The sequence below is a fragment of the Maribacter sp. 1_MG-2023 genome, assembly GCF_030547005.1.
GTDB lineage: Bacteria > Bacteroidota > Bacteroidia > Flavobacteriales > Flavobacteriaceae > Maribacter.
In genome coordinates this window covers 21,931-42,756 of the sequence record NZ_JAUOPN010000002.1, presented here as the reverse complement: position 1 = coordinate 42,756, position 20,826 = coordinate 21,931, and the positions used below count along the sequence as shown (strand labels likewise).

The following is a 20,826-nucleotide window of genomic DNA, read 5'->3' as shown; positions in this document are numbered from 1 at the left end:
AGAGTTACTTTTTAATAGTTTAGTTTCATAATCTTTCTAATTGAATTTGTTTTTTAGTAAGACAATTTTTTCTTCTACAAATTCTTTTTCTACTTTGTTAAGGCCAACAAAGTATATAGCTAAGCTGACAGAAATTACACAACTTAAACCAACAATTATAAAAGAAAGAAAATCTTCAGTTAGGTTTAATACAAGTATAATTGGTAGAATAATAGAAATAGCTATTACCTTTAAGCTAGTAACTACAACTTCATTAAAATAACTTGTTAAGGAGAGATTAATCATGTTTTTGATAATTAATAATCTTGCAGTTTCAGCTATAATCGAAATTATAATTTGAACGATAAAAACATATTCTGGAACTGAATATAATTTAAGAATAAGATAAGCAATAGGTACTATGGTTATATTAATACCTCCCACAATTAATTGAAAGTTACGAATTTTACCTTGCGATCCAGCTGCCGCAGATATGGGATTTCCAACGGCCGTCAATATTCCTATAAATATCATCAACTGTACAAATTGCACAGTATGGTCTGGGACTTCTTTCAGCCAAATAGCAAGAATATACTCGGTTTTAAGAAGTACAGGAAGTGATAAGAATAATAGAAGATAAAATGAATATTTGCAAGCAGAAAGAAGTAACTCATGCATATACTTGAGGTCTCCAGAAGCATAAGACTTATGCAATTGAGGATTTAGAGCCTGTTGAAAGCCAGATGTAAATTTTTGAAGTGCCATTTGAATTTGAACGGCTATTCCCCTCGCAGCATTTACAGCAGGATTAAAGAAAATATTTAACAGTATATTAATTCCTTCTACTGTTAACAAATTAGATATACTGCCACTTAAACTCCAGAATGCATAAACAGACATTTCTTTTACAAGTTCTTTTTCCACTTTAAAACTAAATTTTACATCTGTAAAACTTTTTCTACAATAAATCTGATAAACCACTCTAGTAACTAGGTTTACCAATAACATGAAAGAGGCATATGTAATTAGTTTATCTCCTGAAAACTTCACTAATAGAAGAACTAAAAAAAGCTTTAAGGCGGTTTCAACTATTGATACATAAGCGTATATATTCATTTTTTCATGAGCAATAATAAGAGCATTATAGGGTACGCTTAAAACCATTATCATAGTTGAAGCAACGGATAAATGAAAAACCCAATTTGCGGCTATAATTCTATCACTTGGTATGGTCATTTTATTGTTTAAAAACCAAAGACCTATCGTTTCTGCAAATACTAGGATTAATATTGCAATACAAATATGAATCAAAACACTTGTGCTAAAGACAATATTTAATTTTGATTTTTTTTCATCAACTAGATAGAAAGACATAAACCTATTAGTAGCACTCCCCATCGCATAATTAATAAAAGTAAATAATACCACTACACCTCCTATGACATTATATATTCCATAATTGGTTTCTCCCAATTCTTCCAAAACTATTCTAGCAGTAAATAGACTAACCCCCATGATTATTAACATACGTATGTATAACAATCCAGTATTTTTTGCGATTACCTTATTTTTTTCTCTACTCATAATATGTTAAACTCAGATGAAATCTATAAACTTATTTTTATCTGATAACGTTTCTTTAAATTTATAATGGAGCATTGATATTGTACAATACCATGTGTTAGACTACAAGTTTACTGATTAAGTGAATATTGGATAAAATATATGATTCTAATCGAAAAAACTCGCTAAAAACTTATCTGTAATTGGTTTTATCTGAATATCTTAATAATATTCATTATTTATTTTGGATTTTTGGTAAGTTTTAAACCATTCGATAAAAATTGATACACCCTCCTTGATTTCTACAGAACTTTTATAACCTAAATCTTCTAAATTGGTAGTCTTGGCCCAAGTCCTTGGTACATCTCCTGATTGCATGGGTAAATAGTTTTTTTTCGCAACTATTCCCAAACTAATTTCAATTTCTTTTATAAAATCCATTAAATTTTGTGGACTTCCATTCCCTATGTTCAATATGCGATAAAGTAAATTTATATCATCTTTTTTAGATTGTTGTAAAATTACAATTTCAATACCATCAATAATGTCATCTATAAAAGTGAAATCTCGACTCATATCTCCATTATTAAAAACTTTTATTGGATTTCCTTTTGAAATGGCATCGGCAAATAGTATGGGAGCCATATCTGGGCGGCCCCAAGGACCATACACCGTAAAAAATCGTAAGCCTGTTGTTTGTAAATTATATAAATGGCTATATGTGTGTGCCATTAATTCATTGCTTTTTTTTGTCGCAGCGTATAGGCTTACGGGGTGATCAACACGGTCTTCTTCTGAAAAAGGAACTTTTGAATTGGCACCATATACGGACGAGCTAGAAGCGTATATGAAGTGTTCAATTTTATAATTCCTACAGCATTCTAAAAGGTTAACAAATCCCACTAAATTGGACTGTACATAGGCATGCGGATTTTCTATAGAATAACGAACGCCTGCTTGTGCAGCTAAATTCACAACATGTGTAAACTTTTCTTGCTTAAAAAGCTGCTCTAATTTAAGTAAGTCTGTAATATCGATTTTAGCAAAACGATAATTAGAGTGTATATCACTTGTAATTAATTCTCCATTTTCATGTATAAGATTTTGCTTAATTCCTGTTTCGGTCAACCGAGCAAGTTTTAAATTAACATCATAGTAATCATTGATATTATCTAAGCCTATGACGGTATGACCATTATTAACTAATTTTTTAACTAAATGAAAGCCTATAAAACCTGCAGCTCCAGTAACTAATATTTTCATTTCTTTTTTTATATAATAGAACTAATGTAGTTTTACTTTGTGATTAAGAATAGTTTTTGAATTCCTTAAATTGGAATAAATAGGGGATTTAAATTTAGAACAAGAATATCTAAAAAATTTACATTTTATTGATTAGTGCCACTATTATTAATTCTTGTATTTTTTATAAATGCATTTTATTTTGAGATAATTCGGATTATTCAAATTGTATTATTTATATGGTTGGGCAAGATACTGTTTTTCTAAAATTCAATTCTTTTTACATCTTATATTCCGAAATTATTCGATGAAAAGTAAATTCTCTAAAAGTTTTTATGCTTATGAAAATTTGGTTTATAAGACGTTGCTTACTTTTTTTAATTTGTTTAAAACTAGAGCAATAATATTTATTAGTCTGAGATGTAAAAATATCAATGACTAATTTTAAACTAATAATTGTTAAGTTTTTGCTATAACGATTTTATTTGCATAATGTCGAAGAAAATATGCTGAAGTTTTTTTAAAAAATAGCTTTACTGGTTGTCTTTTAATAAATAGGTTTGTTAGTTAATCATTGGCAACATTTTGTTTGATTGTTATGAAAAAAGTTTTTTTAGTTTTACTATTATCTATTGTCAATATGGTTTCTGCCCAAATAAAAATTGGAGATAACCCAGAAACACTCGATACTACTTCTTTGTTAGAGTTGGAGAGTGCTTCCAAAGTTATAGTTATTAGTAGAATGACAGAAGGGGAAATGCTCGCAATAGACCCATTAGAAGGTGCAATGGTTTATAATACTGATGCCTCTTGTATTTTTTATTATGATGGAGCGCAGTGGAATAATATGTGTGTGGGTGAAAATCCTGGTAGTATATCTTGGGGTTCGTTAACAGGTTCTTTGACAGATCAAACTGATTTAGCAGCTGAATTTGAAAATTATGTGAATCTTAGTACTTCCCAATCGATAGCTGGAGAAAAAACACTTATGGATAAATTAACCGTGAATACAGGTGATGTAGATGCGCAAATTGCGGAGTTTTTAGGTCGCGTTAAAGGAGAGGAAGGTTTAGCTCCAGAAGATTTTGTAACCAAGGCACAATTAGATGCTTCGGGTGGTGCTACAAATTGGGGCGCAATAACTGGAGATTTAGTCAACCAAACTGATTTAGCTTCTGAATTTGAAAATTATGTGAATCTTAGTACTGCACAATCGGTATCAGGAGAAAAAACACTTACCAATAAATTAACGGTGAATACAGGTAATATAGACGCGCAAATCGCTGAATTTTTAGGTCGTGTAAAAGGAGAGGAAGGTACAGAGCCTGAAGATTTTGTGACCAAGGCACAATTAGATGCTTCTGGTGGTGCTACAAATTGGGGCGCAATAACTGGAGATTTGGTTGGTCAAACTGATTTAGTTTCTGAGTTTGAGAATTATGTAGACATTACTACGTCGCAATCGGTAGCTGGAGAGAAAACACTTACCGATAAACTGACAATAAATACAGGTGATGTAAATGCCCAAATTGCTGAATTTCTAGGTCGTGTAAAAGGAGAGGAAGGCACAGATCCTGAAGATTTTGTAACCAAGGCACAATTAGATGCTTCGGGTGGTGCTTCTAGTTGGGGTACAATAACCGGAGATTTGGTCGATCAAACAGATTTGACGGAAGAATTTGAGAATTATGTAGATATTACAACGGCACAATTAGTAGCGGGAGAAAAAACACTCACTGATAAACTGACAGTAAATACGGGTGATTCTAGCATACAAGTTGCAGAATTTCAAGGTCGAGTAAAAGGTGAGGATGGTACAGCGCCAGAGGACTTTGTCACCAGATTACAACTTGACGCGATAACTTCAGGGGGTCATACAGGTACACAAGGTTCCGTTTTTTTTGCAGGGGATGATACACAACCTACAGAAGATAATGAAAACTTGTTTTATGATAATACAAATAGACAATTTAGAGTTGGTGGATTTGTTGATGATATTGCAGTTGATGGACTTTCAGATGATGAAACTACTTTAAGTCTGCAAGGCTCTTTTTCAACACCAATTGGGTTTCCTAGAAATTTAACAGAAGAACATCATACAACTATTATTCGTTGGTCTACCTATGTAACTTTACCTGACCCTACTACCTGTATTGGCAGAATTTATATAGTTAAAACAAGTCCTAAAAATTTTAATAACCCTACGGAAGATACTAGAGTTCAACTAACAAATCGCAAAGGTTATACAGATTCAGCTTCGGTAGTGCGCTTTGAATTTCCTCCAGGAAGTGTAACACAATTACAAAGTAGTGGTTACACGTGGGAACAGATTAACTAATGTTAGTGATTATGTATATTTTGGTCTATAAATAATAACATGACAAATAATACCGCCCCTCGTCGATTTTTATTGTTAGTGTTGTCTTTTTATCTGAATATTGCCAAGTGTAATATTCATTTTTCAAATACGAAGTAATTGTAGACTTTCTCCCTTATAAATGAAATATAGTAATTCAGATTTTATCATACCCATATCTATTATTATACATTTGTGCATTATAAATGGGCTGTTATTTATTTTAACACCAGATACATATTTGAATATTTATAATATTATCTATTATAATATAAGTTGGTTGTTAATTACCTTTTTCTTAAACTTTTACCCAACGGAAAGACAGGAATTATTTTTTACTAGGTTTCATAAAATAATTCAAGTCCTTTTCGTTTATTTTCTTTCTTATTTTGCTTTATTTTCAATTAAAGGAGAAACCATAGCTGTTTTGGGTTATCAATATCTAGTTTTTGGAATATTGACCTTATGTATTTTATGGTATAGAGTTGTATTTTATTGGTTACGAGGGAAATATAGGGTTACCGGAGGTAATAATGTTAAGGTTATTGTATTAGGAAGGGATAGAAATTTAAAAAAAATCAGAAAAGTTTTTGACAACCCTTCTTTTGGGTATCACTACATGGGCTACTTTTCAGATAAAGAATCAAAGAGCCCGACTTATTTAGGGCCAATAACGAACAGTTTTGCATATATCTTAAATTACGATGTTGATATTATCTATTGTGTTGCTTCTAATTTTACCGAAGCCGAATTAAAGAATTTTGTAGATTTTGCCGATAATAACTTAATTCGATTCAAAGTCATATTAAATGATATGGATGTTTTTAACAGGGCTATGTCTGTAGAAACTTACAATACAACTCCTGTTCTTAACTTGCGTAATGTACCTTTAGACACAGAATATGCACGTATAACTAAACGGGCCTTCGATATCATTTTTTCTAGCTTGGTTATTGTTTTGGTTCTTTCATGGCTTACACCTATATTATATATTCTTATCAAACTTGATTCTCCGGGAGATTTTTATTTTAAACAATCTAGGCATGGTTATAAGCGTAAAACATTTTCGTGTTATAAGTATCGATCCATGACCGTAAATACAGATTCTGATAAGGTTATGGCGAAAAAAGGAGATATGAGGGTTACTAAAATCGGAAAATTTATACGCAAAACCAGTTTAGATGAATTACCTCAATTTATTAATGTTTTTAAAGGTGATATGAGTGTCGTAGGTCCAAGGCCACATATGGTCGTACATACCTCAGACTTTGAGAAATCGGTGGATAAATATTTAGTACGTCATTTTGTGAAACCTGGGATAACTGGTTTAGCTCAAATAAAAGGATATAGGGGTGAAATCTTACAGAAATCAGATATTAAGAATCGAACACGTTTAGATATCTTTTATGTAGAGAAATGGTCATTGGGTATGGATATCCACATACTATTTTATACGATTTATAATATTATTAAAGGAGAAGATAAAGCATATTAATTTTTTGGAAACATAATATTACTTGATGGTTTTCGATTATTTTAAGTTAAAATAGTAATATTGTTTTTTAGCATCCAAAAAATAATTGAAAGAATAAGTTATACTAGAGAATCTTTTGTTTATGATTCGCTTATATTATTAAAATAAGAAATCAATTATATTTTTAAATGAGTAAAGAGAATTACGACTTATATTCAGAAGAATCAGAAGGTATTGAGTTTAAAGCAATCTTAGACCGTTATTTGAGATATTGGCCTTGGTTTGCTATTGGGGTTGGTGTATGTTTGTTTTTAAGTGTGGTCTATTTGAGCATTTCAAAATCTACATATAAAGCTGTGGCTACTATTATAATAGATGATGAAAAAAGCAAAAGTTCTTCGGTAGGTTCGGCTTTTTCTGATTTATCCTTGTTAAGTGGACTTTCTACTAGTAGCATAGAAAATGAATTAGGTCTTTTACGTTCTAAAAGGTTAATGCACAATACTGTTAGAGCTTTAGACCTCAACGTGCATTATAAAGAAGCTAATGGCATTTTAAAAAAAGAGTATTATATGAACAGTCCTTATATAATACGAATTGCTTCTTTGGATTCTGATTTATTGAATAAGGCTATGAAATTGGAGGTAAATAAATTTACCATTAATTATATAGGCGAAAAAGACGTTGAGATAAAAATAGAAAATAGCGATACTATTATTACTAATAAGATTGGTGAGATAGTGGATCTTGAATTTATAAAATTCTTTGTAGAGCCCAATGAAAATATGGACTTTAGTGTCGATGATGATGGTAAGTTTAAGAGTGTTTTGGTTTTGATTTCTGGAGTAGAGGGTACTGCATCATCATTGAACTCAAATTTAAATGTGAGTCTTGTAAATAAAAATTCTACAATGATTCAGTTAGGTCTTACAAATGAATTTCCAACAAAAGCTAAGAATGTTTTAAATCAATTAATCTTTGAATATAATCAGGAAGCTATTGAAGACAAAGATTTAATCGCTAGGAATACTGCGTTTTTTATTGATGAACGTTTGGCAATAATTAACTCTGAACTGGATTCTGTGGAAACGGGTAAAGAACAATTTAAGGAGTCTAATTTATTGACGAATATTGAAACAGAATCTCAATTAATTGTTCAGAATGTAAGTGATTACAAAAATGAGCAACAGCGCATTGGTACAGAACTAGAACTTACAAATGCCTTAATAAAACATTTACGAAACAATAAGACTAGTTTGTTACCAGCAAATATAGGTATTGAAGATTCTGGTTTAGGTGGTTTAATAGAAGAGTTTAATTCTATTGTATTGGAAAGGAATAGATTACTAAAAAGCGCAAGTAATCAAAACCCTGTTGTGGTTGGTCTAAACAATCAAATTGATCAGATTAGGGACAATGTGATGGCGAGTTTAATTGGAATGCGGTCAAGTTTAAATATTAAGAAAAATAATCTTGATCGACAATCTGGTGTTTTGGCTTCACAAATCTCAGATGTACCCGCGCAGGAACGTGCCTATAGAGGTATAGAAAGACAACAAAATATTAAAGAAGCTTTATATTTGTTTTTATTGCAAAAACGAGAAGAAAACTCACTATCGTTGGCAGCAAGTGCACCTAAAGCTAAAATTGTTGATGAGGCTTATTCTTTAGGTGGACCTATATCACCTCGACCCAAATTAATTCTTTTAGGGGGCTTATTCTTAGGATTGGTTTTTCCATTTTTAATTATTAACGCAATTTCACTATTAAATGATAAATTACAGAATAGTGAGGATGTAAAAAAGGAAGCAAAAGATTTAACACTTTTAAGCGAGTTGCCTCATATTTTACCTCAACAAACAGCAGTTGTTGAACCTAATATACGTACAGTTCTCTCAGAATCTTTTAACATACTAGCTTCAAATGTTCAACACATGCTTGAAAATACACTTTCAGAAGAAACGTCTAAATGTATTTTTGTCACCTCATCTTTAAAAGGAGAGGGTAAAACGTTTACATCTGTAAATCTGGGAATAACTTTAGCTTCTGAAGGCAATAAAGTAATTGTAATAGGGGGCGATTTACGAAATCCACAATTACAACGTTATCAGAAAAATGCTGATCATCTTAATGGATTGAGTACTTACTTAAATGATACCAGTTTAATTGTACAGGACTATATTAAAGATACTGATTTGCATAGTAATCTTAAATTTATGTACACAGGAGCTATACCGGCCAATCCTTCTCAGTTATTAAAGAGTTTGAAGATGAGACAAATGTTTGACGAATTGAAAAAGGATTTTGATTATGTTATTATTGATACGGCTCCAGTACTTCAAGTAGCTGATACTTATATTATAAATAAATATGCAGATGTGACTTTATACTTGTTGAGAGCTTCAGTGACAAAAAAGAATTTTGTTGGTCTGGTGGAAGAAATGGTGAAATCTAAGAAGCTTAAAAATGTAGGTCTAGTTTTAAATGATGTTAAATTGAAAGATTCGTCTTACGGGTATGGCTATGATTATGGTTCGTAAGACTTATTTACGCAAGTTCAATCAAAGCTTTTTCTGTTATTTAGTTTATCTATAGTATCCATAACTAGTAACCCATCTTTAGCTTGGCAAGAATTTCTTCCTTGCCAAGAAAATAATCAACTGAAGACTTTATTATAGGTTCTTGAACGTGCTTTGGGTTAGTGAATGAAAATATTTGTTCTTCTTTGATGGTTTTTAAAATAACCTTGCTTCCAGAAAAGGAAAACTCAATGATTCCTTCAGTGTAATAAATAATGCACTGATCTTTTTGGTTAATTTCTGCTACTTTGAAATTCCAGAGATCACGAAATTGAATTTCATTTTGAAATGAAATAATTCCATTAACAATCTCTTCTACGTTTGCATTTCTAGTTGTCGATTTAGTTAATCCGAGGACTTTATCTATTGATCCAAAGAAATGAATCATTAAATCTATATGGTGTGGTGCTAAATCGTAAAATATCCTCCACCAGAGATTTCTGGTTGTATTCTCCAATTGTCTTTAATATCTGCTACAAATAGTTTCTTTTTAGATTGTAAAACTCGAAGATCAATATGTAGTATATCACCAATACTATTTTCATGCAATAGTTCTTTTGCTTTTAAAAAAGCAGGTAGTTTACGACGATAGTGCGCCATGGTAAGCTTACTGGTACTGTTTTTAAGTGCATCACATATTTGTTTGGATTCATCAGCGTTTAAAGCCATTGGTTTCTCTAAGTATACATGTTTGTCAGCTTTCAATGCTTGTAATGCATATTTTAAATGCGAAGATGGAGGTGTGGCAATATATACCGCATTGATTTTCTTATTGGCCAGAATATCATCGGCATTAGAAGTCCAATGTGGAACATTATGCCGCTTTGCAAAATCTTTAGCTTTTTCTTCATTTCGACGCATAACGGATACTAAATTAGAATTTGCCACTCTTTGAAAAGCGGGTCCGCTCTTTACTTCGGCTACATCTCCACAACCAATTATTCCCCAATTAATCTCTTCCATCTTTTGTCCTTAAAGTTTCTAAAATCTATCTGCTCTTTATCTTTTTGAAATTACAAAATAGCGTCGATTCATTTTTTTTACGGATAGAATTCCTATAAATGAAATGGTTAAATTATTTTTGATCAAAATTAGAAATACATGGCTTCAGGTTTTTTTGCAATTTTAGATGATGTAGCAGCACTTTTAGATGATGTAGCGGCAATGAGTAAAATAGCCACTAAGAAGACGGCTGGTATATTAGGTGACGATTTAGCTGTGAATGCAGAAAAAGCTTCAGGGTTTGTCTCTCAAAGAGAATTACCGGTATTATGGGCTATTACCAAAGGGTCTTTGTTGAACAAAATCATCATTCTGCCTATTGCCTTTTTATTAAGTGCTTTTTTACCATGGGCAGTAACCGTAGTTCTGGTACTTGGTGGCATTTACCTTGCCTTTGAAGGTGCCGAAAAAATTCACGAGTTCTTTGTTCCTCATGAGCATGCACATATAGCTGCTGAAGCGAAGCCGATGACTAAGGAAGAGATTCTAGAATTAGAAAAAACCAAAGTGAAATCTGCTATAGTTACCGATTTTATACTATCCATTGAAATAGTCATCATTGCTTTAGGAGCTGTTATAAAAGAGCCTTTAGTGACCCAAATTGCAGTGGTTTCAGTTGTGGCGTTAATAGCGACGGTTGGGGTTTATGGTATTGTCGCCCTAATTGTACGTATGGATGAGTTTGGTATGCGATTAATTAACCTGAACGAAGAAGAAAATAGTATCTCTGATAAAATAGGTCGATTCTTCGTTAACGCGCTACCTAAAGTAATTAAGGCATTATCAGTTATTGGTACAATAGCGCTATTGTTAGTTTCCGGCGGAATATTTGTCCATAATATTGACTTCTTTCATCACTTTCTTCCTAACGTTCCAGCTATGTTGGTAGAATTTGTAGTAGGACTTGTAGTAGGGTTCATAGCACTTTTACTGTTCAATGGTGTTAAAATGCTATTTAAAAAGAAGTAATTAGTACGCCTTCGCTTCGCCTTTAATAGCATTGTAAATTGTTAAGAATACAATTTTGGCATCTAAGGCAAGCGACCATTTTTCCATGTAAAAAATATCATACCGTACTCTATTAACAATATCAGATCTATCAAGGATTTCTCCTCTACAGCCTTGAATTTGAGCTAAGCCTGTAATGCCTGGTTTAATAAAGTGCCTTACCAAATATCTATCTACTGAGTTTTCATACTCTTGAGTATGTACCACCATATGTGGTCTAGGGCCAACAACACTCATGTCGCCCATTAATACGTTGAAAAATTGAGGTAGTTCGTCTATGCTGGTCTTTCTTAAAATTCTACCTAATTTAGTGACTCTGACATCATTTTTAGTAGCCATTTGAGTATCGCTAGTAGTACTCTTGGCCATGGATCTAAATTTGTAGCACCAAAATACATCTCTATTGACTCCGTGGCGTTGCTGTTTGAAAAACAACGGGCCTTTAGAATCAATTTTCATTAATATATAAACAAGCGGCGTTAACCATGACAACACAAACACTATAGCAAAGCTTGATATTAGAATATCAAAAATACGTTTGATCATGTTGGAATAATCTAAATCTAACGGTGATGCTCTTAAGTTTAAAATAGGAACAGCGCCATATAACTCTATTGACATAGCGCTAGAGAATAATTCTTTATTATCTGGAATAATCTTTATTCGTTTAAGACTATTATCGGCAATTTTCATTACATACTGTATCTCGGCTTTAGATAGTTTAGAAGCCATGCAGTACACTTCTTCAACATTATTTTCAAAAATATAATTGAAAGAGCTTTCAATATCCCCTAAGCAAGATTCACTCTCAACTGTAGAATTGTCAAAATAACCCATATAGGAATACCCATATTGTGGATTATCAAAAATGCGTTTTAGCTTTGGTAAATTTCTATCTCTGCCAATGACCACTACTCTGGTAGTATTGTATCCTCTTTTTCGATATAAATTTCGAGCCAAATAGAATAACACTCTAAATAGGGTAAGCAAGGCGCAAATTTGAAGATATGCAAGAAATAAGTAAGGGGTCGAATAAGAATTTAACCCGAAGAAAACAAAGGACGTAAAGTAAACTAAACCGTAAATGAGAAAAAGTTTTATAAAACTTTTTAAATTGGTCATAAAGCCATCTCGTCTTGCAGTAGGATAAAAATTTAAGCTATAGGTAGTTATTAGCCACGCGATATTATAGTATACTATGCTGAATACATTTAAGTATGTTTCAGGAGTATATACATATAAGGTAAGGTTGATAATCAAAATATGGACTATCAGCGAGATTGGTATAATAAAAAGCGATTTCTTCATTTTAGCTTTTGAAATGGTTGGTAAAACAGCTAATGATAGGTTATTACATTAGCCAATAGTTTGCAACTATTGGCTAGTTGTAATTTTTGGGGTTGATAGAAATCTGAAATTTTAAAGAATGGCTAATTCTTTTTGGTATACCAAGAATATACTTGCTGTACACCTTGTTCTAATGAAATGGTATGTTTCCAGCCAAGGTCATGTAATTTGCTTGGGTCTGTTAACTTTTTCATTGTTCCGTCTGGCTTTTCAGTATTGAAATATAATTCGCCTTTAAAATCTATAGTTTGCTGAATTAGCAAAGCCAAATCTTTAATTGAAATATCAATACCGGTGCCTATATTAATGTGCGTATTTCTAACCTCTTTGTTGTCTTGTGCGTAACAATCTTTAAAATCGCGTTGCTCCATTAAGAAAACACAGGCATCTGCCATGTCTTCGCTCCAAAGAAATTCTCTCATCGGGTTTCCTGTACCCCATATTTCTAAGTGAACAGTATTGTCTTTCATCTTAATACCGTACTTATCTAATGCGGAAATAATTTCTTCTTTAGATGAACTTCCAGTAACGCCTTCAATAGGTAAAGCATTTAAATCTGAAGCGATAACGTCCCAATTGTTATTCTCTAATGCTTTACCTAAGTGCATTTTTCTAATTAATGCAGGTAATACATGCGATTTTTCTAAATCGAAATTGTCATTAGGTCCGTATAAATTTGTTGGCATCACAGATATAAAGTTTGTGCCATACTGCAGATTGTAACTCTCACACATTTTAATACCTGCTATTTTAGCAATAGCATATGGTTCGTTCGTGTATTCTAGCGTATCTGTCAATAAATAGTCCTCCTTCATAGGTTGCGGACAATTTTTAGGATAAATACAAGTACTCCCTAAAAAGAGTAATTTCTTTACGCCATGAAGATAACTTTGGTGAATTACATTATTCTGAATCATTAGATTCTCATAAATGAAATCTGCCCTGTAGGTATTGTTTGCCACAATACCACCAACTTTCGCAGCAGCAAGGATAACATATGCTGGTTTCTCAGTTTCAAAAAACTCAGCAACTTTTGTTGGGTTGGTCAAGTCTAATTCTTTATGTGTTTTAAAAATTAGATTTGAGTAACCCTTGCTTTCAAGATTTTTAACGATTGCACTGCCAACAAGACCTCGGTGACCTGCGATATATATTTTAGCTTCTTTATTTAACATTTGGTATAATTTATCTACTAATTAGATGTATAAATGTTTTTGAAATCTTACTCAAAATAATTGAAAGTTACGTAGCCACCATCTTTTAAGTACTGATCTTTTTGCATCAATTTAAGATCATTTGTCATCATGTCTTTTACTAACCCCTGTAAGTCATATTCAGGAATCCATCCTAATTTAGTATTTGCTTTTGTAGCATCACCAATTAATAATTCAACTTCTGTTGGTCTAAAGTATTTAGGGTCAACAGCAAGAATTTCTTTTCCTATTTCTACTTGAATATCAGGATTTGAACATGATTTTACATATCCTTTTTCATCTACACCTTCACCTTTGAATTCTAATTCAATGCCCATTTCAGCGAACGCCATTCTTACGAATTCACGTACAGGAGTAGTTTTACCAGTTGCAATTACCCAATCTTCTGCTTCATCAGCTTGAAGAATCATCCACATCATGCGAACATAATCTTTGGCATGACCCCAATCTCGTTGCGCATCTAGATTACCTAAATAAATTTTGTCTTGTAAGCCTAAACCAATTCTTGCAGCTGCTCTGGTAATTTTTCTAGTAACAAAAGTTTCTCCTCTAATAGGGGACTCGTGGTTAAAAAGAATACCGTTACATGCAAACATGTTATACGCTTCTCTATAGTTTACTGTAATCCAATATGCGTACATTTTTGCAACAGCATACGGGCTACGTGGGTAAAAAGGAGTAGTTTCAGATTGTGGAACTTCTTGTACTTTACCGTACAACTCTGAAGTAGATGCCTGGTAAATACGTGTTTTTTCAGTTAAACCTAATAAACGAACAGCATCTAGAATTCTTAAAGTACCTAAACCATCAGCATTACCTGTATATTCTGGAACTTCAAATGATACTTGTACGTGGCTCATTGCCGCTAGGTTATAAATCTCATCTGGTTGAATTTCTTGTATTAATCTAATAAGATTAGTACTATCTGTCATATCACCGTAGTGAAGTACAAAATTTCTATTCTCAATATGTGGGTCTTGATAAAGATGATCAATTCTGTCTGTATTGAACATTGACGCTCTTCTTTTAAGACCGTGTACTTGATACCCTTTTTTTAATAAAAACTCACTCAAATAGGCGCCGTCTTGACCTGTGACTCCGGTAATTAATGCTACTTTCATACTCTTGTAAAATGGATTTATAAATGTTTTTTTTAATTTAAATTTCAACTATTCTTAGTATTATAGTTTTAGGCTATAATCTAAATAATAGCGTAATACGTTACGAAAATTAAACGATTGTTTCTTAATTAGTATAACTAGATTGTTGAAGGCAAAAGCTCAATTTTTACCATTAACGTGATAACAATAATTAAAGTATCGGAAGTCACTAAGATTAGGTGTGAAAATTCTTAATCTTTTAACTATGGTTAATGGTTGTGAAGCAAATTTAGGACATTATTTGTGTATTATAGATCAATGCAAACAAACCTTAGACCAATTAATGATATAATCGTTAAACTGTGTTTTTGTGCTATTTACATAATAGTAATGTGCTGTAATAGTAATAATATCTGGATAAATGTAGAGTTTCTTTGTTAATGTCTCATTTAATTAATTGTTGATATATTTAATATAAAGGATACTTTATAGGTTATAGTATTAAATTATTGATAAGTGAGATGTAATCGTATTGTAGCCTTTGCCCTACTTGACTTCGTGGTAATTGTCAAATTTTACTTTGTAACTATGTGCTTAGTTAATTTACATTCCTAATAATTAAATTTAAACTGCTATATATGTAGTGGAATATGCAATAACCTTAGCCTTTACTTAATTGACCTAGAGATACCTAAATGACCATTTCACGGTTATCAAATTGCAATAAATTATGTTAAATTTTAGTAAAATTCATACAAAAGCAGTGTGGTTATTAATATTTAGCTTATGTTTATTTCATCAAAGTTTAACAGACATCTCTTGTGTATTAGAAATAGGACTTAAATTTTGATTTAAAATTTTTATTGTTTTTCCCCGTTATTTTATCAACTTAAACCACCATACGATGATATCTAACATTTTAAACGGGAAACTAGCATCTTCTTATCAGAAGAAAAAGTTAGTTTCTCTTGAAGATTGCTACATGCACCTTAAACCTTATTTTAGGCTAAAGAAAAGTGCAAAGAGTAACGAGACCGATAATGTTTTGGTTCGTGAAAAATCAAAGAATGCAAAAGTTAAAAATGCATTCAACTCCATTGAGCAAAATCAAATTTTATACGCCAAAATTATGACTGAAAGGTTGTTAAAAGTTTAGGCGTTTAGATGATGAGAATATTTTCTTTATGAACGTGTTTTCTATTTTAAACAAATAGTGCTCAATTGGTATTTAATATAAAGTGTAGTATTGAATTAGAAGTAATTCAATACTACATTTTTTGTGTTTTAAAACTAAATATTATGGCTTGTATAGTTCTCAACTTTTAGTGAATTGTTACCCGTATGTAAGCTCAAATACTTCTATAATATTTCGGCTTTTTCTTCAGATGTAAACGCACATCTAGTATTCACTACACATCAGCGAAACTAAATTTCTATTCTATAGATTAATAATATATTTATCGCACAATGTGATCATTGTAAATTTTAATCACTGCCATAATGATGTTAGTTTAATTAATTCTAGATCTTTTGTTTATTTTTAATGAAGTAGTAAATACCTGATTAAAAGGACTAAAGAAACTTTAAATTATAAGATCTTTGTGACTGTTGGTTTCCCGAAATTTTGAATTGCATTAACCTATATTATTAAACAATCTTGGAAGTACTGACACATTTTAACCCTTTTGAAGGTCCAGAGATAAAACATATTTTGCACACTACAGATGCGCAAGAAGAGATTTGGTATTCTTGTTATTTTGGTGGTGACGATGCAAATAAGGCCTATAATCTCTCATTAACCATTGAATTTGAAGGTAATTTGGATATTACCGCCTTACAATGGTCTGTTGACATGCTTATCAGTCGACATGAATCTTTACGTTCTGTATTTAGTCCCGATGGAAAATTTATTAATGTTTTTGCTTCCATCATCGCAAACTTAGATTTACAAGACTATGCAGGTCTGTCTGCTCAAGAGAAGGAAGCTGCCATAAAAGACTATACCAAGACCGATACTGGTAAAGCGTTTGATCTAACCAAAGAACCATTAATTCGATTCGCCGTTCTTAGAACTGAACCGGATAAATTTCAGTTTATAATCACCACGCATCATATTGTTTGTGATGGTTGGTCTTTAGGTATTATCATGCAAGAATTGGGAGCCTTGTATTCTGCAAAGGTCAAAAATGTATCTCATAATCTTCCTGATGCTGTACCGTATACTGAGTATGTGGCGCATCAAAATGAAATAAAAGTAAGTCCGGAATTCAATCAAACCGAACAATATTGGTTGAATGTATTTCAAAACGATATTCCGATAACAAACCTTCCGACAGATTTTAAACAAATATCCAAGAGAACCTATAACGGTGCACGTATTAATCAATTATTAGATAAACGTGTAGTAAAGGGTATTAAAGAAACGGGTATTAAGGGTAACTCTAGTTTGGTGCTGACCTTAATGGCCGCTTTTGAAATATTACTATATAAGATTACCCAGCAAGAAGGTATTGTGCTTGGGTTGCCTGTTGCCGGGCAATCATCAATGGGTGCAAAGCATCTTGTAGGGCATTGTGTGAAGTTGTTACCGATGAAAAGTAATCTAGACATTGACGACAGTTTTATAGACTATTTAAAGAAAAGAAAATCTGCCAATTTTGATGCTTTCGAGAATCAAGAATTATCATTTGGTAGTTTATTGAAGAAACTTAATATTCCTAGAACTCTTGGTAGAGTACCATTGGTGCCAGTCGTTTTTAATGTGGATATGGATTTGGACGATGGTGTTACTTTTGAAGGCCTTTCGTATCAATATCATAGTAACGAACGAGAATATGAGACTTTCGAATTATTCTTGAATGCTACTGGATCAAAAGACAATATAGTTTTAGAATGGTCATATAACACCAACTTGTTTAAAGAAAGTACCATAAATGCTATGGGCGAATCTTTCAATGCGATTTTAAATACATTGATCGAACAGCCTAATGCGAAACTATCTGAAATACTAAACAGATCGAATGAAGAGAGTATTGTAACGGGAGTATCATTAGAATACCCAAATACAACACTTCATGAGTTAGTATATAAGCAGGCGACAAGTACGCCAACAGCAATTGCATTAGAATTTAAAAACGAAAAAGTTACCTATGCAGAGTTGCAAAGAAAAATTAATAGTACCGCTGTTTACTTGTGGGAAAAAGGGATAAGACCAGGAGATACAGTTGCTATTTCATTAGAAAGGTCACCTGAGTTAATTGCAACTTTATTTGCCATACTTCAATGCGGAGCTAGATATGTACCGATAGATACCGGCTACCCTGATAATCGTACCTTATTGATGATTTCAGATGCTAAATCAACCTTCTTTATTTGTGACAAATCAAAACAAGCACTTGAGCATGGTGTCAAAACGATTTTCATTGAAGAGTTACGTATCAAAGCAAATGAAACTAGTAAAACTATAATTGATGTAAATGTAGCTTCTGATGCAGGAGCTTACATTATATATACTTCTGGATCTACAGGAAAGCCAAAGGGAGTTCAGGTAACTCATAATAATGTTGTAAACCTTTTGTTTTCAATGGGCAATGAGCCTGGTATTACATCGAACGATAAAATATTTGCAACCACAACCATCTCTTTTGATGCTATGGTGATGGAGATTTTCTTGCCATTGGTTCATGGTGCCAGTGTGGTATTGGTCGATGAAGAAACACGAAAAGACGGACACCTTTTATTGCAAAAAGCAATTGAAGATAACATTACCGTTATTTGGGGAACACCAACAATATGGCAAATTTTATTAGACTCTGGTTGGAAAAAACCATTGCATATTAAAGCACTTATTGGTGGCGAACCGGTTTCTAAAGCACTTTCATTAAAGTTGCTAGAAAAGGTTGATGAAGTATGGAATATTTATGGTCCGACGGAAACGACTGTTTGCTGCATACTCACAAAAATTACAGATCAAGATGATCCGATTACTATTGGGAAGCCTATAGCAAATACTGATATTTATATATTAGATGCTAACGGTAAACCTGTGAGAACCGGGGAAGTCGGAGAAATTGTAATTGGTGGCGACGGAGTTACCAATGGATATTTAGGACAAGAGGAGCTCACCAATGAGCGCTTCGTAGACAATACTTTTCAAGCGGAAACGAGCACTAAAATGTATTTATCGGGGGATTTAGGTAAACTTTTGCCTAATGGTCAGATTGAATGTTTGGGTCGTAAAGATGGTCAAGTAAAAGTCCGCGGACATAGAATTGAACTTGGCGAAATTGAACATTCTTTAAATAAACTGAAAGGGATTCAATCAGCTGCTACCGATGTTAGAAATAATGCGTTAAAAGCTTATGTGGTTTATGGGGGCAGCGATTGGAATACTGATGTTACGCTTTGGAAAAAGCAATTAGCAGCGGAGTTACCCGTATTTATGTTGCCTCATGATTATATTAAATTGGATAAACTGCCCGTAACTATCAACGGTAAACTAGATAGAAAAAGTCTACCAGATAATACGCATATCATCATTACTAAAGAGGAGCGTGTTCAGCCTTTTACCAAGGCTGAAAAATTGGTATCAGAGGTTTGGAAAGAGTGTTTGTTTTTAGATACTATTAATTTAAACGATGATTTCTTTGAATTAGGTGGGCATTCGTTAATTGCTGCTAAAGTAATGACTAGGCTAGAAGAAAAATCTGGTCAACGATTACCATTGTCTTCTTTATTCGAATATTCTACGGTTAAAAGTCTGGCTAGTTTATTAAAAATTGAGGAGAATACCGTAACCTGGGATTCAATGGTGCCCATTCAAAAAAACGGATTTAAAACACCACTATTTATAGTTCATGGTGCAGGGTTAAATATACTTTCTTTTAAAACCTTAAAGCATAATATGAATCCTGATCAGCCTATTTATGCTTTTCAGGCTAAAGGTTTAGATGGTAAAGAAGAATTATTGACTTCTGTAGAAGAAATAGCATCACATTATAATGAAGCTCTTTTAGCAACACAACCAAAAGGACCTTATAAATTAGCGGGTTATTCCTCTGGGGGTATTATCGCCTATGAAATGGCAAAACAATTAATGGCAAAAGGGAAAGAAATTTCTGCTTTGGTATTGTTAGATACCTATGCATATGCCCATTATGGTAAAAGTACAAGTTTAGGTAAGAAGATAGCTTATGGTAATTATTTAGCGAATAAGACCCTGCATGTTTTAAAGCAATTATCAAGTGTAGAAGGGTTTAAATATAGAATTGGAGTCACTAAAGCTAACTTGAAGAAATTGTATTTAAGATTAAAGAAAGATAAAACTAGAGTAGCTAAAACGGATTATGATTGGGAGTATGAAAGCCGAATTATTGAGCACAATAAAGTTGTTGATAGCTATCATTTAAAACCATTGCCTATAAAGGTCGACTTATTTAGAATCGAAGATGTTATTGATTACACGCACGATAGTGTAAATCTTGGCTGGAAATCATTTGCGGAAAACGGAATTGAGCTACATTATGTACCAGGGGATCACCTTAGTATGTTTAGCCCGCCTAATGATAAGGTTTTAGCTACATCATTGCAAAAGGTTCTTGATAAAAATGGTTAAGGTTATAAGGTAGTAAATTATAGATGTAATGATGCTTTTCGCAAAACCATTGACCGAAGATATCTGTACATAATCCATAGAATTATTCCAACATTTTTAAAACCTATTTGAGTTTCGAAGAACGTCATTTATTTGTCGATGAAATTTTCTAGTCATAAAATAAATGAAGTAACCGTATAAAAACTATAATTAATTGATAATCAATTTATTATATTGAAGTATTGAGTGTAATTCAACCACTTTAAATCTTTTATAAGATTGAAATGTTCATGATATTCTGTAGTTTTACTTCATTGAATATTTACATTTTTTGTTCAGATTTTTTATTGAGTTGTACTTTTAAGTACA

The 20,826-nt window shown here is 32.4% G+C and carries 13 protein-coding genes; 6 read left to right on the top strand and 7 right to left on the bottom strand.

Annotated features, from left to right (window positions below; translation table 11 throughout):
* Positions 1-36: 36 nt before the first annotated feature.
* Together Q4500_RS03040 and Q4500_RS03035 are read right to left on the bottom strand one after the other, a co-directional pair.
* Positions 37-1,563 (bottom strand): oligosaccharide flippase family protein, encoded by a 1,527-nt coding sequence (locus Q4500_RS03040; protein WP_303598279.1) that lies wholly within the window; start codon positions 1,561-1,563, stop codon positions 37-39.
* Positions 1,564-1,764: 201 nt separating this feature from the next.
* The gene (locus Q4500_RS03035; protein ID WP_303598278.1) at positions 1,765-2,805 is read right to left on the bottom strand and encodes an NAD-dependent epimerase/dehydratase family protein; all 1,041 of its coding nucleotides are present in this window, start codon (positions 2,803-2,805) and stop codon (positions 1,765-1,767) included.
* A gap of 577 nt (positions 2,806-3,382) precedes the next feature.
* On the opposite strand from Q4500_RS03035, the gene Q4500_RS03030 reads away from it, so the two are divergent.
* From Q4500_RS03030 to Q4500_RS03020, 3 genes are all read left to right on the top strand, one after another.
* A complete protein-coding gene (locus tag Q4500_RS03030) occupies positions 3,383-5,122 on the top strand; it encodes a hypothetical protein (RefSeq protein ID WP_303598277.1) in 1,740 nt (579 codons plus the stop codon).
* 160 nt (positions 5,123-5,282) lie between these two features.
* Positions 5,283-6,635 (top strand): exopolysaccharide biosynthesis polyprenyl glycosylphosphotransferase, encoded by a 1,353-nt coding sequence (locus tag Q4500_RS03025; RefSeq protein ID WP_303598276.1) that lies wholly within the window; start codon positions 5,283-5,285, stop codon positions 6,633-6,635.
* A 167-nt stretch (positions 6,636-6,802) separates the two neighbouring features.
* Positions 6,803-9,154 (top strand): polysaccharide biosynthesis tyrosine autokinase, encoded by a 2,352-nt coding sequence (locus Q4500_RS03020; RefSeq protein ID WP_303598275.1) that lies wholly within the window; start codon positions 6,803-6,805, stop codon positions 9,152-9,154.
* A gap of 64 nt (positions 9,155-9,218) precedes the next feature.
* Here Q4500_RS03020 and Q4500_RS03015 read toward each other — a convergent pair whose 3' ends face one another.
* Together Q4500_RS03015 and Q4500_RS03010 are read right to left on the bottom strand one after the other, a co-directional pair.
* Entirely contained in the window at positions 9,219-9,650 is a 432-nt protein-coding gene (locus Q4500_RS03015; RefSeq protein WP_303598274.1) for a hypothetical protein, read from the bottom strand.
* Positions 9,602-10,156: a Gfo/Idh/MocA family protein gene (locus Q4500_RS03010; protein ID WP_303598273.1), complete on the bottom strand. Its 555-nt coding sequence runs from the start codon at positions 10,154-10,156 to the stop codon at positions 9,602-9,604. The genes Q4500_RS03015 and Q4500_RS03010 overlap by 49 nt, the downstream gene beginning before the upstream one ends.
* A gap of 138 nt (positions 10,157-10,294) precedes the next feature.
* Between Q4500_RS03010 and Q4500_RS03005 the strand changes: the two genes are divergently transcribed.
* Positions 10,295-11,164 (top strand): DUF808 domain-containing protein, encoded by an 870-nt coding sequence (locus Q4500_RS03005; RefSeq protein ID WP_303598272.1) that lies wholly within the window; start codon positions 10,295-10,297, stop codon positions 11,162-11,164.
* On the opposite strand, the gene Q4500_RS03000 is transcribed toward Q4500_RS03005, so the two are convergent.
* The 3 genes from Q4500_RS03000 to gmd form a co-directional block, all read right to left on the bottom strand.
* Positions 11,165-12,511: an undecaprenyl-phosphate glucose phosphotransferase gene (locus Q4500_RS03000; RefSeq protein ID WP_303598271.1), complete on the bottom strand. Its 1,347-nt coding sequence runs from the start codon at positions 12,509-12,511 to the stop codon at positions 11,165-11,167.
* A 122-nt stretch (positions 12,512-12,633) separates the two neighbouring features.
* Complete coding sequence (locus Q4500_RS02995; RefSeq protein ID WP_303598270.1) at positions 12,634-13,725, bottom strand: GDP-L-fucose synthase; 1,092 nt, start codon at positions 13,723-13,725, stop codon at positions 12,634-12,636.
* Between the two features lie 47 nt (positions 13,726-13,772).
* Positions 13,773-14,885 carry a GDP-mannose 4,6-dehydratase gene (gene gmd, locus Q4500_RS02990; RefSeq protein ID WP_303598269.1) on the bottom strand — a complete coding sequence of 371 codons (1,113 nt, stop codon included), beginning with the start codon at positions 14,883-14,885 and terminating at the stop codon, positions 13,773-13,775.
* 883 nt (positions 14,886-15,768) lie between these two features.
* Here gmd and Q4500_RS02985 point away from each other — a divergent pair.
* Together Q4500_RS02985 and Q4500_RS02980 are read left to right on the top strand one after the other, a co-directional pair.
* Positions 15,769-16,020 carry a hypothetical protein gene (locus Q4500_RS02985; RefSeq protein WP_303598268.1) on the top strand — a complete coding sequence of 84 codons (252 nt, stop codon included), beginning with the start codon at positions 15,769-15,771 and terminating at the stop codon, positions 16,018-16,020.
* Between the two features lie 501 nt (positions 16,021-16,521).
* The gene (locus Q4500_RS02980; RefSeq protein WP_303598267.1) at positions 16,522-20,478 is read left to right on the top strand and encodes a non-ribosomal peptide synthetase; all 3,957 of its coding nucleotides are present in this window, start codon (positions 16,522-16,524) and stop codon (positions 20,476-20,478) included.
* Positions 20,479-20,826: the final 348 nt, after the last annotated feature.

What these genes read in the sequence shown, in the direction of transcription:
- Q4500_RS03000 (WP_303598271.1), bottom strand. Translation starts at nt 12,511, where the DNA reads ATGAAGAAATCGCTTTTTATTATACCAATCTCGCTGATAGTCCATATT.
- Q4500_RS02995 (WP_303598270.1), bottom strand. Translation starts at nt 13,725, where the DNA reads ATGTTAAATAAAGAAGCTAAAATATATATCGCAGGTCACCGAGGTCTT.
- Q4500_RS03005 (WP_303598272.1), top strand. Translation starts at nt 10,295, where the DNA reads ATGGCTTCAGGTTTTTTTGCAATTTTAGATGATGTAGCAGCACTTTTA.
- Q4500_RS03040 (WP_303598279.1), bottom strand. Translation starts at nt 1,563, where the DNA reads ATGAGTAGAGAAAAAAATAAGGTAATCGCAAAAAATACTGGATTGTTA.
- gmd (WP_303598269.1), bottom strand. Translation starts at nt 14,885, where the DNA reads ATGAAAGTAGCATTAATTACCGGAGTCACAGGTCAAGACGGCGCCTAT.
- Q4500_RS03010 (WP_303598273.1), bottom strand. Translation starts at nt 10,156, where the DNA reads ATGGAAGAGATTAATTGGGGAATAATTGGTTGTGGAGATGTAGCCGAA.
- Q4500_RS03030 (WP_303598277.1), top strand. Translation starts at nt 3,383, where the DNA reads ATGAAAAAAGTTTTTTTAGTTTTACTATTATCTATTGTCAATATGGTT.
- Q4500_RS03035 (WP_303598278.1), bottom strand. Translation starts at nt 2,805, where the DNA reads ATGAAAATATTAGTTACTGGAGCTGCAGGTTTTATAGGCTTTCATTTA.
- Q4500_RS03020 (WP_303598275.1), top strand. Translation starts at nt 6,803, where the DNA reads ATGAGTAAAGAGAATTACGACTTATATTCAGAAGAATCAGAAGGTATT.
- Q4500_RS02985 (WP_303598268.1), top strand. Translation starts at nt 15,769, where the DNA reads ATGATATCTAACATTTTAAACGGGAAACTAGCATCTTCTTATCAGAAG.
- Q4500_RS03025 (WP_303598276.1), top strand. Translation starts at nt 5,283, where the DNA reads ATGAAATATAGTAATTCAGATTTTATCATACCCATATCTATTATTATA.